The 15,969-nt window shown below is 69.2% G+C and carries 12 protein-coding genes; 8 read left to right on the forward strand and 4 right to left on the reverse strand.

Going from position 1 to position 15,969, the window contains the following annotated elements:
- Positions 1 to 25: 25 nt before the first annotated feature.
- Positions 26 to 1,060, forward strand: coding sequence for a helix-turn-helix transcriptional regulator (locus APZ15_RS17370; RefSeq protein WP_027786753.1), 1,035 nt, complete (start codon positions 26 to 28; stop codon positions 1,058 to 1,060).
- Between the two features lie 49 nt (positions 1,061 to 1,109).
- On the forward strand, positions 1,110 to 1,973 hold the full coding sequence (locus tag APZ15_RS17375; RefSeq protein WP_027786752.1) for a GIY-YIG nuclease family protein: 864 nt from the start codon (positions 1,110 to 1,112) through the stop codon (positions 1,971 to 1,973).
- Positions 1,974 to 2,029: 56 nt separating this feature from the next.
- Here the strand turns inward: APZ15_RS17375 and ppa are convergent, their stop codons facing one another.
- Positions 2,030 to 2,557, reverse strand: a complete 528-nt coding sequence (gene ppa / locus APZ15_RS17380; RefSeq protein ID WP_027786751.1) for an inorganic diphosphatase — start codon at positions 2,555 to 2,557, stop codon at positions 2,030 to 2,032.
- 233 nt (positions 2,558 to 2,790) lie between these two features.
- Here ppa and APZ15_RS17385 point away from each other — a divergent pair, with 233 nt between their 5' ends.
- The 5 genes from APZ15_RS17385 (at position 2,791) to APZ15_RS17405 (ending at position 8,372) form a co-directional block, all read left to right on the forward strand.
- Positions 2,791 to 4,230, forward strand: a complete 1,440-nt coding sequence (locus tag APZ15_RS17385) for an aldehyde dehydrogenase family protein (RefSeq protein WP_027786750.1) — start codon at positions 2,791 to 2,793, stop codon at positions 4,228 to 4,230.
- Between the two features lie 91 nt (positions 4,231 to 4,321).
- Positions 4,322 to 5,080 carry an SDR family oxidoreductase gene (locus tag APZ15_RS17390; protein WP_027786749.1) on the forward strand — a complete coding sequence of 253 codons (759 nt, stop codon included), beginning with the start codon at positions 4,322 to 4,324 and terminating at the stop codon, positions 5,078 to 5,080.
- 125 nt (positions 5,081 to 5,205) lie between these two features.
- Positions 5,206 to 6,510 (forward strand): MFS transporter, encoded by a 1,305-nt coding sequence (locus APZ15_RS17395; protein WP_027786748.1) that lies wholly within the window; start codon positions 5,206 to 5,208, stop codon positions 6,508 to 6,510.
- Positions 6,511 to 6,735: 225 nt separating this feature from the next.
- Positions 6,736 to 7,149 carry a helix-turn-helix domain-containing protein gene (locus tag APZ15_RS17400; protein ID WP_027786747.1) on the forward strand — a complete coding sequence of 138 codons (414 nt, stop codon included), beginning with the start codon at positions 6,736 to 6,738 and terminating at the stop codon, positions 7,147 to 7,149.
- On the forward strand, positions 7,146 to 8,372 hold the full coding sequence (locus APZ15_RS17405; protein WP_027786746.1) for an alpha/beta fold hydrolase: 1,227 nt from the start codon (positions 7,146 to 7,148) through the stop codon (positions 8,370 to 8,372). Before APZ15_RS17400 ends, APZ15_RS17405 begins: the two co-directional genes overlap by 4 nt.
- Before the next feature lie 114 nt (positions 8,373 to 8,486).
- Here APZ15_RS17405 and APZ15_RS17410 read toward each other — a convergent pair whose 3' ends face one another.
- Genes APZ15_RS17410 through hemC form a run of 3 tightly spaced genes read right to left on the reverse strand, consistent with a single transcriptional unit; the run spans position 8,487 to position 12,651 of the window.
- A complete protein-coding gene (locus APZ15_RS17410) occupies positions 8,487 to 9,674 on the reverse strand; it encodes a heme biosynthesis protein HemY (protein ID WP_027786745.1) in 1,188 nt (395 codons plus the stop codon).
- A gap of 2 nt (positions 9,675 to 9,676) precedes the next feature.
- Positions 9,677 to 11,647 (reverse strand): fused uroporphyrinogen-III synthase HemD/membrane protein HemX, encoded by a 1,971-nt coding sequence (gene hemDX, locus APZ15_RS17415; protein WP_027786744.1) that lies wholly within the window; start codon positions 11,645 to 11,647, stop codon positions 9,677 to 9,679.
- The gene (hemC, locus tag APZ15_RS17420; protein WP_027786743.1) at positions 11,647 to 12,651 is read right to left on the reverse strand and encodes a hydroxymethylbilane synthase; all 1,005 of its coding nucleotides are present in this window, start codon (positions 12,649 to 12,651) and stop codon (positions 11,647 to 11,649) included. The genes hemDX and hemC overlap by 1 nt, the downstream gene beginning before the upstream one ends.
- Positions 12,652 to 12,858: 207 nt before the next feature.
- Here hemC and ppc point away from each other — a divergent pair, with 207 nt between their 5' ends.
- Positions 12,859 to 15,873, forward strand: coding sequence for a phosphoenolpyruvate carboxylase (gene ppc, locus APZ15_RS17425; protein ID WP_027786742.1), 3,015 nt, complete (start codon positions 12,859 to 12,861; stop codon positions 15,871 to 15,873).
- Positions 15,874 to 15,969: the final 96 nt, after the last annotated feature.

A 15,969-nucleotide genomic window follows, 5' to 3' on the forward strand; every position in this document is an offset into this window, starting at 1 on the left:
GAACGGCATGACGAAGGGGACAGACATGGAGTTGCAACAGAAATCGGTATCCGTGCGGATCTACCGCTGGCTGTGCGAAGACGCGCGCGCGAACGGCATCGATCTCGCACCGCTTTACGACACGCTCGGCATCGGTCCGGCCGAGCTTGCCGACGACACGCGCCGCATCGCGGGCGACCGGCACGTCGCCGCGATGCGGCTCACGAGCGCATGGCCGCTGTCGTGGCATTGCCCGCCGCCGCAGGTCGTGCCGTGGCTCGCGCCGTTCCCGGAACTCGCGGGCGTCACGTGCAACGCGGCGACACTGCGCGACGCGCTGCACGGCTACCTGCACTATCGCGAGCTGATCGGCAACGTCGACTGGGTCTTCGCGCACGAGAACGGCGACGCGATCGCGCTCGAATACGTGAACGAAGGCGACGGCCGGCACGCGGGCAGCGCGTTCGCGAACCTCGCGATCCTCGCCGCGCTCGCCCGCCTGTACGATCCGCACGTGTGCGTCGACGACGCCGCCTTCGCCGGCCGCGCATTCGCACCCGCCGCCGCGCTGCGCGACATGCTCGGCGCACCGATGTCGTTCGATGCCGCGCACAACCGCATCGTGCTGCGCTCCGCGCACTTCGACACGCCGTTCGAACGCTACAACGCGCCGCTCGCCGGCATTCAGCGTCACGCGGCCGACGCCGCGCGCGAGCGTGTACGCGTGCGCTCGACGTTCGGCTCGTCGGTCGAGCAATGCGTGCGCGACTGGCTGCGTACCGCCGACGAAGCCGATGTACCGACCGACACGCTGATGCAGCACGTGTGCACGCGCTTCGCGATGTCGCGCTGGACGCTGCGCCGGCGGCTGCATCGCGAGGCGGTCGGCTTTCATGCGCTCGTCGCGCAGGCGCGGCTCGGCGAGGCGCGCGACCTGCTGCTGAATACGCAACTGCCGATCGGCGAGATCGGCGTGCGCGTCGGCTTCCGTTCGACGAGCGCGTTCACGCGCTTCTTCACGCGCGAACTCGGCGCGGCGCCGAGCCGTTTTCGCGACAGGCACGGCGATCGATGGCGTTGACGCGCGCCTTTTCTGAGACACTGGCGGCTTCGCATCCCGCCGCCCTGCCATGTCCTGGTTTCTGTACCTGATCGAATGCGCCGACGACAGCGTCTACACGGGCATCACGACCGATGTCGCCGCGCGCTTCGACGAGCACGCGTCCGGCAAGGGCGCGCGCTATACGCGCTCGCGCAAGCCGCGCGCGGTGCTCGCGTCGTTCCCGCTGCCCGACCGGTCGATCGCATCGCGTGCCGAGTACTGGGTGAAGCGGCTCACGGCCGCGCAGAAACGCGAACTGGCGGCCGGGATCCGGACGCTCGAGTCGGTGTTGCCGGCCGGGATGCCGATCGACGGGAACGTCGATGCGGCCGGGTTGAAGGCAGGGTTGAAGGCCGGTAAGCGCGGGCGGAAGAAGGCGAAGGCGCAGTCTGTCGACATCGCGACGCAGGCCGCTGAAACGGACAAGCCCGTCAAGAAAGCCGCGAAGGCCGGGAATGACGGGAAAGCGTCCGTGCCCGCAAAAACCGTGAAGCGCGGACAGGCCGCGCAGGCGCCCAAGAAGACCAAGGCCACGCCTGCCACGAAGCGTGTGAAGACCGACGACGCGGCCGAAGTGAAAAAGGGATCGTCTCGCGGCAAGGCGGCCACGAAGGCCGCACCGAAGCAGAAAGCGCCGGCAGCCGGCGGCAAGTCCGTCGCCAAACCACGCACCGACGTTGCTGCCGCGCCGGCGCGCAGCCGTGCATCGGCAACAAAGACCACCACCGACACGGTCGAAACCCCGGCGAATCCGGTCACCGCCACCGGCCGCGCCACGCGCGCGAATCGTGCGAGAAGCGCATCGAACGCCACCGCCCTGCCTGCGCCGGCCCCCGCGCGCCCCCGAAAGAAGGCCACCCCGCGCACAAAACAAAACCGCGCGGCCTCCTGACGAGACACGCGCGGTTTGCGTTCCGAACGAACCGGCCGCGAGGCCGGCCAGCCGGCTTACTTCTTGTAGTTCGCTGCGCCGTCGGCGATTTCCTTGTGCGCGGCTTCGATGCCGGCCCAGCCTTCGACCTTCACCCACTTGCCCTTCTCGAGCGCCTTGTATTGCTCGAAGAAGTGCTTGATCTGGTCCTTCAGGTACTCGGGCACGTCGTCGATCGACTTCAGGTTGGCCGTCATCGGGCAGACCTTGTCGTGCGGCACCGCGACCAGCTTCGCGTCGACGCCCGACTCGTCGGTCATCTGCAGCATGCCGAGCACGCGCGAACGCACGATCGAGCCGGCCAGCAGCGGGAACGGCGTGATCACCAGCACGTCGACCGGATCGCCGTCGCCCGACAGCGTCTGCGGGATGTAGCCGTAGTTCACCGGATAGCGCATGCCCGTGCCGATGAAACGGTCGACGACGAGGAGGCCCAGTTCCTTGTCCGCCTCGTACTTCACCGGGTCGCTTTGCGCGGGAATCTCGATGATCACGTTGAAATCTTGCGGCAGGTCCTTGCCGGCCGGAACATGGTTGAAGCTCATGAGCACTCTCTGTAGGTCGATGGGAATTCGGGACAGGGCGCCGCGGCCGATGCATCGCCGCAGGCGTCCCCCAACGGAATGCGCCATTATAGCCAATCGACCGGTGGCGTCCGGATGACGATCGGCGCGATAATCGTTCCCGATGTCCGGCCGTCGTACCACCGGCCGCGTTGCATGGAATCGGCGTCGGCGCCGGAGCGCCGTCGGCGGTCGACGCGAAGACAGGAGCACGCATGGAAGAGGCGAAGCACTTCATCGCAGGCGAATGGACGTTGCCTGCGCAACTGGAAACCATCGCGGTCGTCGATCCGTCCGACGGCCAGCCGTTCGCAGCCATTGCCCGCGGCACGGCGCCCGACATCGAGCGTGCGGTCGCCGCGGCCCGCGACGCGTTCGCGGGCCCATGGGGCGCCAAAAGCGCCGCCGAGCGCGGCCGCGTGCTGATGCGGCTGTCGGCGCGCGTGGCCGATTCCCTCGAGGAACTCGCCACGATCGAGGCACGCGACACCGGCAAGCCGCTCAAGCAGGCACGCGCGGATGCCGCCGCGCTCGCGCGCTACTTCGAGTTCTACGCAGGCGCGGCCGACAAGCTGCACGGCGAAACCCTTCCCTACCAAGCCGGCTACACCGTGCTGACGGTGCGCGAGCCGCACGGCGTCACGGGCCACATCGTGCCGTGGAACTACCCGATGCAGATTTTCGGGCGCAGCGTCGGCGCCGCGCTCGCGGCCGGCAATGCATGCGTCGTCAAGCCGGCCGAGGATGCGTGCCTGTCGTTGCTGCGCGTCGCCGAGCTGGCTGCCGAGGCCGGGCTGCCGGCCGGCGCGCTCAACATCGTCACCGGCTACGGCCATGAGGCCGGCGCCGCGCTCGCGCGCCATCCCGGCATCGACCATATCTCGTTCACGGGCTCCCCGGCCACCGGCAAGCTGGTCACGCAGATGGCGGCCGAGAACCACGTACCCGTCACGCTCGAACTCGGCGGCAAGTCGCCGCAGATCGTGTTCGCCGATGCCGACCTCGAGGCGGCGCTGCCCGTGCTCGTGTCGGCGATCGTGCAGAACGGCGGGCAGACCTGCTCGGCCGGCAGCCGCGTGCTGATCGAGCGCGCGGTGTACGAGCCGCTCGTCGAGCGGCTCGCCACCGCGTTCAACGGGCTGCGCGTCGGCCCGAGCCGCGCCGACCTCGACTGCGGCCCGCTGATCAACGCGAAGCAGCAGCAGCGCGTGTGGGATTTCCTGTCCGACGCGCAGCACGACGGCATTCCGATGGCCGCGCATGGGCAGGTCGTCGCCGAGGCGCCCGAAAGCGGCTTCTACCAGGCACCCGCGCTGTTGCGCGACGTGCCGCCGTCGCACCGGCTCGCGCAGGAGGAAGTGTTCGGCCCCGTGCTCGCCGCGATGCGTTTCGTCGACGAAGACGAAGCCGTCGCGCTGGCGAACGGCACGCCGTACGGCCTCGTCGCGGGCATCTGGACGCGCGACGGCGCACGCCAGATGCGTATCGCGCGGCGCCTGCGGGCCGGCCAGGTGTTCATCAACAACTATGGCGCGGGCGGCGGCGTCGAGCTGCCGTTCGGCGGTGTCGGCCATTCGGGGCATGGCCGCGAGAAAGGCTTCGAGGCACTGTACGGCTTCACCGCGCTGAAAACGATCGCGATCCGGCACGGCTGAACACGCGGCAAGCAGGACGCGGCATGCGGCCGGCAGCGCGCGGCCGCATGCCGAAGCACGACGACACTAAATCCAGCATAGGAGACACACCATGCGGTTGAGCGGCAAGACGGCCATCGTCACGGGCGGCGGCTCGGGATTCGGCGAAGGCATCGCGAAGACGTATGCGCGCGAAGGCGCGAACGTCGTCGTCAACGACCTGAACGGAGCAGCGGCCGAGCGTGTCGCGAGCGAGATCGCGCTCGCGGGCGGCAAGGCAATCGCGGTGGCCGGCGACGTGTCGCGGCAGGACGACTGGCACGCGCTGCTGCAGGCGACGCTCGACGATTTCCACGCGGTGCAGATCGTCGTGAACAACGCGGGCACCACGCACCGCAACAAGCCGGTGCTCGACGTGTCGGAAGCCGAATTCGACCGCGTGTACGCGGTCAACATGAAAAGCCTGTTCTGGTGCGTGCAGACGTTCGTTCCGTACTTCCGCGAGCGGGGCGGCGGCGTGTTCGTGAACGTCGCGTCGACGGCCGGCGTGCGGCCGCGGCCGGGCCTCGTCTGGTACAACAGCACGAAGGGCGCGATGATCACCGCGAGCAAGTCGCTCGCGGCCGAACTCGGCGCCGACCGCATCCGCGTGAACTGCATCAACCCCGTGCTCGGCGAAACCGCGTTGATGACGGAGTTCATGGGCTGCGAGGATACCCCCGAGAACCGCAGCCGCTTCCTCGCGACGATCCCGCTCGGCCGCTTCTCGACGCCGCAGGACATCGCGAACGCGGCGCTGTACCTGGCATCCGACGAGGCCGAGTTCATCACGGGCGTCTGTCTCGAAGTCGACGGCGGGCGCTGCATCTAGCCGTATCCCCCTTGCCGCGGCGTGCCGCGGCCGGCAACCGCCGCGGCACACGCGCATGGCTTCGCACGACTCCGGACCAGGCACCGATACGCCTTCTCCGGCCAATTACAAGGACAGGAGACAACATGGCAACATCGACGCAATCGCTGCCGGGCTCGTCCGGCGCATTCGAGGAAGCAACCTATCGCAAGGTGTCGTGGCGGCTCGTGCCGCTCCTGCTGCTGTGCTACGTGGTCGCGTATCTCGACCGCGTGAACGTCGGCTTCGCGAAGCTGCAGATGGCGAGCGACCTGAATCTCAGCGACACCGTCTACGGGCTCGGCGCCGGGATCTTCTTCTTCGGCTATTTCCTCTTCGAAGTGCCGAGCAACATCATCCTGCACAAGGTCGGCGCGCGCGTGTGGATCGCCCGCATCATGGCGACGTGGGGCGTGATCTCGATCCTGACGATGTTCGTCACGACGCCCGCGATGTTCTACGTGATGCGCTTCCTGCTCGGCGTCGCCGAGGCAGGCTTCTTCCCCGGCGTGATCCTCTACCTCACCTACTGGTATCCCGCGCACCGGCGCGGCCGGATGACGACGTTCTTCATGACGGCGGTCGCGTTGTCTGGCGTGATCGGCGGGCCGATCTCGGGCTTCATCCTGAAGGCATTCGACGGCGTGAGCGGCTGGCACGGCTGGCAATGGCTGTTCCTGCTCGAAGGCATCCCGTCGGTGCTCGCCGGCGTGCTCGTGTTCTTCTCGCTCGACGAGCGGATCTCGAAGGCGAAGTGGCTGACCGACGAGGAAAAGGCGCTGCTCACCCGCAACGTCGACGCGGAGGAAGCGACCAAGGAAGACCTGCCGCTCGGCACCGTGATGTCGAGCCCGCGCGTGTGGCTGATGGCGCTGATCTATTTCTCGTTCGTGATGGGGCTCTACGGCGTCGGCTTCTGGCTGCCGACGATCATCAAGGCCACCGGCGTGACCGACACGTTCATGATCGGCCTGCTGTCGGCGATTCCGTATGCAGCCGCGGTGGTCGCGATGATCCTGATCGCGCGCAGCGCGGACCGGCACCGCGAACGCCGCTGGCACGTCGCGATTCCGGCCGCGATCGGCGCGCTCGGGCTCGTGCTGTCGGTGGTCTGGGCGCACCAGACCGCGCTCGCGATGCTCGGCCTCACGCTCGCGACGATCGGCATCCTGACCACGCTGCCGCTGTTCTGGAGCCTGCCGACCGCGTTCCTCGGCGGCACGGCGGCCGCGGCCGGCATCGCGATGATCAACTCGATCGGCAACCTCGCCGGCTTCCTGAGCCCGTACCTGATGGGCTGGCTCAAGCAGGCGACGGGCGCCAACGATTCGGGCATGTACATGCTCGCCGGGTTCCTCGTGCTCGGCGGGCTGCTCGCGCTGTCGGTGCCGAAGCGGCTGGTCGACAAATGACGCGGGGCGCATCGGCGCCCCCCTGCCGGCGGACGATCCGCCCCGGAAACGCCCCGCTGGCCGGAACCCTCCGGCCAGCGGGGCGTTTCTGCTTCCACATGCGTGCCGACCGGACGATGCCGGCTCGGCATCCCGCCAGTGCTGATGCCATAATATCCACAATACACCCTAAAGATCCCAATTTCATGGAACAATAGGGATCATATTGAGCATCACGAGCCGATCATGTTCCATACCGTCGACGAATCCGCCGCCCGCCTGCGCCTCCACCCGAAGACCGTCCTGCGCTTCATCCGCGAGGGCAAGCTGCGTGCGACGCGGGTCGGCCGCGCCTACCGCATCCTCGACACCGACCTCGCCGCGTTCGCGCAAACCGAGCCGCCCGCGCCCGTGCCGCGTGCGGTGCGCGTCACCAGCATCGTCGACATTCCGGACGCGTCGCAGTCGCTGCACCAGTACCTGTCGCGATCGCTGCATGCGATGGCGTCCGGTCGCACGTCGTACGTCGACCCCGTGCGGATCGACGTCACGTTCGATCCCGCCGCGAGCCAGGTCAAGATCATCGTCGCCGCGACGCCGGCCGACACGGCCGTGCTGATGTCGTCGCTCGAGGCGCTGCTGCAGCAAAGCGGGACATGAGCGCGATCTTCAGGTCGCCGCGCCATGCACGCGCCATTCGCGCGGCTTACGACGCCGCGCTGTCGCACTGGCCGGCCGGGCATCGGCGCGTCACGGTGCAGACGCGCCATGGCGCGACGCACGTGATCACCTGCGGCCCCGAGCACGCGCCGCCGGTCGTGCTGATCCACGGCGCGCAGACGACGGCGGCGAGCTGGCAGCATTACGCGGCGCAATGGTCGACTCACTTCCGGCTCCATGCGATCGACGTGATCGGCGAAGCAGGACCGAGCGCGCCGTCGCGACTGCCGCTTGAGGGCGACGCGCATGCGCAGTGGCTCGACGACGTGCTGGACGGCCTGCAGGTGTCACGTGCCGCGTTCGTCGGCATCTCGCTCGGGGCGCGAACGGCGCTCGACTTCACGTTGCGGCGGCCGGCACGCGTGACGCGGCTCGCGCTGCTCTGCCCGTCCGGCATCGGCCGGCAGAAGCGGTTTCTGTGGTGGGCGCTGCCGCTGTTGCTGCTCGGCGATGCCGGGCGCGCGTGCGTGCGACGGCGCGTGCTCGGCCGCCTGCCGCCCGCGTCGACGGCGGCCGAGCGTGACACGCTCGCGCTGATGCACGCCGTCGATCGCGGGTTTCGCCCGCGCATCGAGCCGATTCCGGTGTTCGCCGACAACGTGCTGCGCACGCTGTCGGTGCCCACGCTGGCGATCGTCGGCGGCCGCGACGTGATGCTCGACTCGCGCGACACGCGTGAGCGCCTGACGCGTCTCGTGCCGCACGCGCAGATCCTGTTTCTTCCCGAGCAGCCCCACTTCATCCGCGGGCAACGCGACACCGTACTCGCGTTTCTCGCGTCGACGGAAACCATCGACATGCCCCACCGAATCGTTCAGGCAGCCGGCCGCCGCGTGCTGGTCCGTGATCCCTCCGCCGCCGTCGTGCAGCGGGAAAGCGATGCGCTCGACCTCGTCGCCCTCGCGCACGAGCACGAAGCCGACTGGATCGCGGTGCCCGCGGACGCGCTGCACGACGACTTCTACCGGCTCGAAAGCGGCCTCGCGGGCGCCGTCCTGCAGAAACTCGTCAACTACGGCGTCAGGCTCGGCGTGGTCGGCGACATCGAGCGCTGGCTCACCCGCAGCGAAGCGTTCCGCGCACTCGTGCGCGAATCGAATCGCGGGCAATCGGTGTGGTTCGTCGCCAGCGAGGACGACCTGCTGCGCAAGCTAGGCGCATGACGTGTCGTCCAGGCCCGCCCTGGACGAAAAAAAGCCCCGAAGGCCTTCCGGCATTCGGGGCTTTCTTGCGCGGGTTGCGCGGGCCGCCTGCCGCAGGCGGCCACGCCGCCCGCGTCAGACCACGGTGATCGCGAGCGCGCTTTCGCGGTAGTGCTTCGCGGCCTTGTCGGTTTCGCCGAGATGCTCGAACAGGCGCGCGAGCGCACGATGCGCACGCACCTTCAGCGCCTCGTTGTCGGCGAGCTTCAGCGCCGATTCGAGGAACGACTGCGCCTTGCCCCACAGCTGCTGCTGCTGGCACAGGCGGCCGAGCGCGAACAGCAGGTCGGCATCCTCCGGGTGATCCTTCTTCCACCCTTCGGCCTTCTGGATCAGCGGCAGCGCATCGGCGCCGGCCGTATCCGGGTAACGGCGCAGCAGGCGCGCATCCCAGTTGTGGGCAAGCGCGTCCTCGACGATGCGGCGCGCTTCGTTGCGGCGCTCGAGCGGAACGAGAAGATCGGCCGCGAGATCGGCGAGACGCGGCGACTGGCGCTCGACCGGCGACAGCGACTGCCACACGTCGAGCAGCGCGTCCGGGTCGTGCCGGCGTTCGCGCAGCAGGTTTTCCGCAGCCTGCTGGCGCAGCCGCACGGCTGCGGCCGGATGCAGCGCCTCGCGCTTCTCGAGCGCCTTCGCGAGCTTCAGCACCTCGGCCCAGTTCTTCAGCTGCTGCTGCGCGCGCAGTGCAACCTGCTGCGCATGGATACGCTTGCCGCCCGCCTGCAGGTCGGCCAGCGCGGCGAGCGCACCGTCGGCATCGCGCGCGTCCGCGCGCATGTCGGCCGCGGCGAGCAGCCGTGCGTCCTGCCACTCGGGTGCGTCGACCTTCGACAGCCAGTCGTCGCGACGCGTGTACTCGTGCATCCGGTGCGCGGCAGTCGCCGCGACGAGACTCGCCGCGCCCTGATTCGCGTCGACCGACAGCGCTTCACGCGCGGCCTTCTCCGCGCGCGAGAAGCGGCCCGCGTACAGGTTCGCGATCGCGTCGCGCAGCGATGCCTGCGCCTTCTCGTTGCGCGAACGCGCACGATACGCGGCGACCCGCTGCGGCATGCGCCAGATGTTGCGCACGATGCGCAGCAGCGCATACACGACGATGAACAGCACGACGATGGCGATCACGAACAGGTTCAGCGACACGTCGATCCGGTACGGCGGATAGACGAGCAGCACCTGCCCCGCGTCGAAACGGCCGACGGTGGCGAGCGCAGCGGCGATCGCGAACAGGACCGCGAGCCAGACGATTCCTCGAAGCGTCATCGTTACCCCCGGCTCTTGAACTGCTGAACGGCGTTCAGGCTCGTGTTCAGGTTCGGCACCGCGACCGTCAGCGATGCGCCGTCAACCTGCTTGAGCAGATCCTCGACGGTCTGCGTGTCCTTCGATGCCTGGTCGAAATACTTCCCGAGCGACGCCTGCGCGGCGTGCAGGTCGGCCTTCATCGCGCCGTCGTTGCGCGCGAGCAGCGACAGGCGCGCGGTCAGCAGGCGCAGCTTCACGTTCTCGCGCACGAAGTAACCCTGGTCGGGCGACGCGAGCATCGCGTCCGCGTTGTCGATCCGGCGCACCTGCACGAGCCCCTTCAGCTGCTGGCCGAGGCCGGCCGAGAAGTCGCGCCACCACACCTTCCAGCGCGGCTCGCCGGCCACGGCCGACGATGCAGCCACGGCCGGCGCGGCCTTCGGCGCTTCGTGCGGGACGATCGCCTCGCCGGACAGCGGCAGCGCGTCGATCTTCGCGATCGCGTCGTCGAGCTTGATCGCGAGGCCCGTGAGGTCGGCCGCCGGTGCGGCCTTCAGCTTCTCGATATCCAGCGCGAGCGCCTTGCGCACCGTGACGGCCTGCGCGCTCTGCGAGGTGGCGAGGCGCGCGTCGGCATTCTGCAGCGCGATCAGCGCGAGCTGCGTGTTGCCGGTCAGCTGAAGCTGCTGGCTCGCGCTCGACAGCATCTGGTCGACTTCCTCGAGCATCCACGCATCGCGGTTGCGCGACAGGTCCTGGTATTGCTGCTGCAGCGCCTGCTGCGCGCTCTGCGCGTCGGCGAGCTTGCCGTCGAGCTGCGCGAGCTGCGTGTCGACCTGGTGCGTACTCGCCAGCGCCTGCTCGGTCTTCATCCGCGTTTCGGCCGTCTGCGCGTCGAGCGCCTTCTGGCGCGCGACGAACGTGCCGTCGAGCCGGTCGATCTTGCGGTTCAGCGCGTAGCCGCCGACGCCCGCCGCGCAGCCGAGCACGACGACGACGAACCACAGCACCGCGCTGCCGCCGCGGCGCGCGGGCGGTTCGGACGCCATATAGGCGGGACGGGACGGCGGTGCGGATGCAGCGGCCGGCTGGGAAGCGACGCTTTTGGAATCGTTGGTATCTGTCATGCGTTTAGTCACCGGTGCGGCTGTCGCCGGTTGGACGGCCTCGTCGGCCATCGTTCGAAACGCGCGGACGATGCGCTCATCGCCCGCGCCGGTCAGCGTAATCCTATCAAAACCCAATGCGCGCGCGGTCTGCTCGATTCGCGGATGCGGCGCGACGAGCGGCACATGCTTCAGCGCGGCGATCTCGGCATCGTTCAGATGCGTCCGTGCGAGTTCGTGCAGGTTGCGCACGCCTTCCGAGCTCGTGACGAGCCACGCATGCGGTTCGCCGTCGAGCAGCGCATGCACGCGCTCCCACGCGCCGACGCGCGGCTCGGGCACGACGCGCCGGTACGCGGCGACGAGCGTGACGTCCGCGCCGGCTTCGCGCAGCCGGTCGGCGAGCCATTCGCGCCCGCCGTCGCCGCGTACGATCAGCACGCGCTTGCCCGCCAGCGCGGGTGCGCCGCCGAATTCGGCCTCGATGCACGCGAACAGGCTTTCCGAATCGTAATGGGGTACGCCGCCGTCGGCCGGCGCCTGCGGCGCGATCACGCGATGCGCGGGCGCCGCGATGCCGTGACGCTCGAGCGCCGCGACGCTGCCGGGCCCGACCACGCCGACCGGCAGCGCGTTCGGCCAGATCGCGCCGTACTGCGCGAGCGCGCGGTCGATCGCGTTCGGCGACACGAAAATCACCAGCGCGTAATCGGCGAGCGCCGCGAACGCGGCGTCGAGCGGCGCCGGATCGTCGACGGGCGCAATATCGATCAACGGGAATTCGAGCACGTCGCAACCGGCCTCGGCCAGTTGTGACGCGAGCGCGCCGGACTGGCCGTCCGGGCGCGTCAGGACAGCGGTGAACGCGCGCGCGCCGCCCGCCATCAGGCGTCGCCCTTGCCGGCGGCCTGCGAGCCCGCGAGCAGCGCCTGGACGATCTCGAGCGCGCCTTGCGCCTCGAGTTCGTCGGACACGGCGCGGCCGAGCGCGAGCGCATCGGCGACGCTCATGACGGCCCCGCACTCCTCGGCGGTCAGCACGCGCTTGCCGTCGGTCGTCGACACGCGGCCCGTCAGGTACAGCTCGCCCGCGCGCCACACCGCATGCGCGGCGAGCGGCACCTCGCAGCTGCCGCCGAGCGCGCGCGACACCATCCGCTCGGCCTCGACCGCGAGCGCGGTCTGCGGGTCGTGCAGCGGTGCGAGCCACGCGGCGACGTCGTCGCGGTGCGACGCGATCTCGATGCCGAGCGCGCCCTGGCCCGCGGCGGGCGGGCTCGCGTCGACGTCGAGCAGCGCGCGGATCCGCGCTTCGAGGCCGAGGCGCTTCAGGCCGGCGGCCGCCAGGATGATCGCCGCGTAATCGCCGCGATCGAGCTTCGCCAGGCGCGTGTCGAGGTTGCCGCGCAGCGGCAGCACGTCCAGGTGCGGGTAGCGCGAGCGCAGCATCGCCTCGCGGCGCAGGCTCGACGTGCCGACCACGGCACCGGCCGGCAGCGCGTCGAGCGACGCGTAGTCGTTCGACACGAACGCATCGCGCGGGTCCTCGCGCTCCATGATCGCGGCAAGCGAGAAGCCTTCCGGCAGCGCCATCGGCACGTCCTTCAGCGAATGCACGGCGAGATCGGCGCGGCCGTCGGCCAGCGCGGCCTCCAGTTCCTTCACGAACAGGCCCTTGCCGCCGACCTTCGACAGCGTGCGATCGAGAATCTGGTCGCCGCGCGTCGTCATTCCGAGGATTTTCACGTCACAAGCTGGATATAATTTGCGCAGCGCATCACGCACATGTTCGGCTTGCCACATCGCCAGGCGGCTCTCGCGCGAAGCAATCGTCAACGTCGCGGGCGGCTGTGCCTGTTGCGGCCCGGCCGCAGGAGTCTCGGAATTCATTGCTGGAACATCGAAGGACGGGATTGAAGATCGAACAATGGTAGCACGCACGCCCCCGCCCGCCCGGGCCCGGAGCCTGCGTCCGGCCTGCCGCCGGGCGGGTCGCGGCGCCGATGTGCGGATGTGCCGCACGTAGCTGGTTGCTTGACCGCAGTTTCGCAGTTTCCGCAGTTCCTTTTGACTCGAGCTTTCCCAAGGAAACCCATCGTGAAGTCTTCCGGATCGGCGCGTACGGCGCGCCGCAATGCTGCCCTGTCCTCCTCCGACGCCTCGACGGACACCGTCGCCACCGCCGCGAACGGCCGTGCGAAAACGGCAACGAAACCGAAAGACCCGATACGTCAGACAAAACGCACGGCGAAAGCCGCCGGCCCGGCCGCCCGCACGGCCGGGGCGACGAAGGCTGGCACCCGCACGCGCGACGACAAGGACGGCCCGCTGTTCGACGACATCCGCTTTCTCGGCCGCCTGCTCGGCGACGTCGTGCGCGAGCAGGAAGGCGACACCGTGTTCGACGTCGTCGAGACGATCCGCCAGACCGCCGTCAAGTTCCGCCGCGAGGACGACAGCGAAGCCGCGCAGACGCTCGAGAAAAAGCTGCGCAAGCTGACGCCGGAGCAGACGGTGAGCGTCGTGCGCGCGTTCAGCTATTTCTCGCACCTCGCGAACATCGCGGAAGACCGCCACCACAACCGCCGCCGCCGCATCCACGCGCTGGCCGGCTCCGCGTCGCAGCCCGGCACCGTCGCGTACGCACTCGAGCAGTTGAAAACGACCGGCAATGCGTCGAAGCGACTGCTGCAGCGCTTCTTCGACGATGCGCTGATCGTGCCGGTGCTGACCGCGCACCCGACCGAAGTGCAGCGCAAGAGCATCCTCGACGCGCAGCACGACATCGCACGCCTGCTCGCCGAGCGCGACCAGGAGCTGACCAGCCGCGAGCGCCAGTACAACGAATCGATGCTGCGCGCACGCGTCACCACGCTGTGGCAGACCCGCATGCTGCGCGACGCGCGCCTGACGGTCGGCGACGAAATCGAGAACGCGCTGTCGTACTACCGCGCGACGTTCCTCGACGAACTGCCCGCGCTGTACGGCGACATCGAGGCCGCGCTCGCCGAGCACGGCCTGTCCGCGCGCGTACCCGCGTTCTTCCAGATGGGCAGCTGGATCGGCGGCGACCGCGACGGCAACCCGAACGTGACCGCGTCGACGCTCGACGAAGCGATCAACCGCCAGGCCGCGGTGATCCTCGAGCACTATCTGGAACAGGTGCACAAGCTCGGCGCCGAACTGTCCGTGTCGAACCTGCTCGTCGGTGCGAACGACGCCGTGAAGGCGCTCGCGGCCGCGTCGCCCGACCAGTCGCCGCACCGCGTCGACGAGCCGTATCGTCGCGCGCTGATCGGCATCTACACGCGGCTCGCCGCAAGCGCGCGCGTGCGTCTCGGCGAAGGCACGGTGCCCGTGCGCAGCGCGGGCCGCGGCGCGCCGCCCGTGCGCGCGATCCCGTATGCGGATTCCGAAGCGTTCGTCGCCGACCTGAAGGTGCTGACCGCATCGCTCGACGAACACCACGGCACGTCGCTCGCCGCGCCGCGCCTCGCGCCGCTCGTGCGCGCGGCCGAAGTGTTCGGCTTCCATCTCGCGAGCATCGACCTGCGCCAGAGCTCCGACATCCACGAAGCCGTGGTCGCCGAGCTGTTCGCGCGCGCGGGCGTCGAGGCCGACTACGCGGCGCTCGCCGAGGAAGACAAGCTGCGCGTGCTGCTCGCCGCGCTCGCCGATCCGCGTCCGCTGCGCTCGCCGTACCTCGAATACTCCGCGCTCGCCCAGAGCGAACTCGGCGTGTTCGAGAAGGCGCGCGACGTGCGCGCCCAATTCGGCCCGCGCGCGGTACGCAACTACATCATTTCGCATACGGAAACCGTCAGCGACCTCGTCGAGGTGCTGCTGCTCCAGAAGGAAACGGGCCTGCTCGAAGGCGCGCTCGGCGTGCCCGGCGGCAACGCCCGCAACAGCCTGATGGTGATCCCGCTGTTCGAGACGATTCCCGACCTGCGCGACGCCGCGCGCATCATGCGCGAATACTTCGCGCTGCCGGGCATCGACGCGCTGATCGCGCACCAGGGCGCCGAGCAGGAAGTGATGCTCGGCTATTCGGACAGCAACAAGGACGGCGGCTTCCTCACGTCGAACTGGGAGCTGTATCGCGCGGAACTCGCGCTCGTCGACCTGTTCCGCGACCGCAAGATCACGCTGCGGCTGTTCCACGGCCGCGGCGGCACGGTCGGCCGCGGCGGCGGCCCGACCTACCAGGCGATCCTGTCGCAGCCGCCGGGCACCGTGAACGGCCAGATCCGCCTGACCGAACAGGGCGAGGTGATCGCGAGCAAGTTCGCGAACCCGGAGATCGGCCGCCGGAACCTCGAGACGGTCGTCGCCGCGACGCTCGAGGCAACGCTCCTGCCGCAGAACAACGCGCCCGCGCAGCTGCCGGCGTTCGAGGCCGCGATGCAGACGCTGTCCGATTCGGCGATGGCCGCGTACCGCGCGCTCGTCTACGAAACCCCGGGCTTCACCGACTATTTCTTCTCGTCGACGCCGATCACCGAGATCGCCGAGCTGAACATCGGCAGCCGCCCGGCCTCGCGCAAGCTGCAGGATCCGAAGCAGCGCAAGATCGAGGACCTGCGCGCGATTCCGTGGGGCTTCTCGTGGGGCCAGTGCCGGCTGCTGCTGACGGGCTGGTACGGCTTCGGCAGCGCGGTGAGTGCATATCTCGACGGCGCGCAGGATGAAACCGAGCGCACGAAGCGCGTCGCGCTGCTGAAGAAGATGAACAAGACCTGGCCGTTCTTCTCGAACCTGATGTCGAACATGGACATGGTGCTGGCGAAGACCGACCTCGCGGTCGCGTCGCGCTACGCGCAACTGGTCGCCGACCGCAAGCTGCGCAAGCACGTGTTCGAGCGGATCGTCGCGGAATGGGAGCGCACAGCGCAGGCGCTGGCGGAAATCACCGGGCACGAAGGCCGCCTCGCGACCAACCCGCTGCTCGCGCGATCGATCAAGAACCGCTTCCCGTATCTCGATCCGCTGAATCACCTGCAGGTCGAGCTGATCAAGCGCCACCGCGCGGGCGACACGAACGCGCGGCTGCGCCGCGGGATTCACCTGACGATCAACGGGATCGCGGCCGGCCTGCGCAACACGGGCTGATCCGCATGCGGCGCGGCGTGATGCCGCGCCGGCCGGCGACGTGAAAGCCGCGATACCCACCGTATGCACGGTGGCGTATCGCGGCTTTTTTCATGC

Origin of the sequence: Burkholderia cepacia ATCC 25416, assembly GCF_001411495.1 — a bacterium.
GTDB lineage: Bacteria > Pseudomonadota > Gammaproteobacteria > Burkholderiales > Burkholderiaceae > Burkholderia > Burkholderia cepacia.

Excerpts from the sequence above, each read along its gene's own strand:
- APZ15_RS17370 (WP_027786753.1), top strand. The coding sequence starts at position 26 with ATGGAGTTGCAACAGAAATCGGTATCCGTGCGGATCTACCGCTGGCTG.
- APZ15_RS17375 (WP_027786752.1), top strand. The coding sequence starts at position 1,110 with ATGTCCTGGTTTCTGTACCTGATCGAATGCGCCGACGACAGCGTCTAC.
- ppa (WP_027786751.1), bottom strand. The coding sequence starts at position 2,557 with ATGAGCTTCAACCATGTTCCGGCCGGCAAGGACCTGCCGCAAGATTTC.
- APZ15_RS17385 (WP_027786750.1), top strand. The coding sequence starts at position 2,791 with ATGGAAGAGGCGAAGCACTTCATCGCAGGCGAATGGACGTTGCCTGCG.
- APZ15_RS17390 (WP_027786749.1), top strand. The coding sequence starts at position 4,322 with ATGCGGTTGAGCGGCAAGACGGCCATCGTCACGGGCGGCGGCTCGGGA.
- APZ15_RS17395 (WP_027786748.1), top strand. The coding sequence starts at position 5,206 with ATGGCAACATCGACGCAATCGCTGCCGGGCTCGTCCGGCGCATTCGAG.
- APZ15_RS17400 (WP_027786747.1), top strand. The coding sequence starts at position 6,736 with ATGTTCCATACCGTCGACGAATCCGCCGCCCGCCTGCGCCTCCACCCG.
- APZ15_RS17405 (WP_027786746.1), top strand. The coding sequence starts at position 7,146 with ATGAGCGCGATCTTCAGGTCGCCGCGCCATGCACGCGCCATTCGCGCG.
- APZ15_RS17410 (WP_027786745.1), bottom strand. The coding sequence starts at position 9,674 with ATGACGCTTCGAGGAATCGTCTGGCTCGCGGTCCTGTTCGCGATCGCC.
- hemDX (WP_027786744.1), bottom strand. The coding sequence starts at position 11,647 with ATGGCGGGCGGCGCGCGCGCGTTCACCGCTGTCCTGACGCGCCCGGAC.
- hemC (WP_027786743.1), bottom strand. The coding sequence starts at position 12,651 with ATGAATTCCGAGACTCCTGCGGCCGGGCCGCAACAGGCACAGCCGCCC.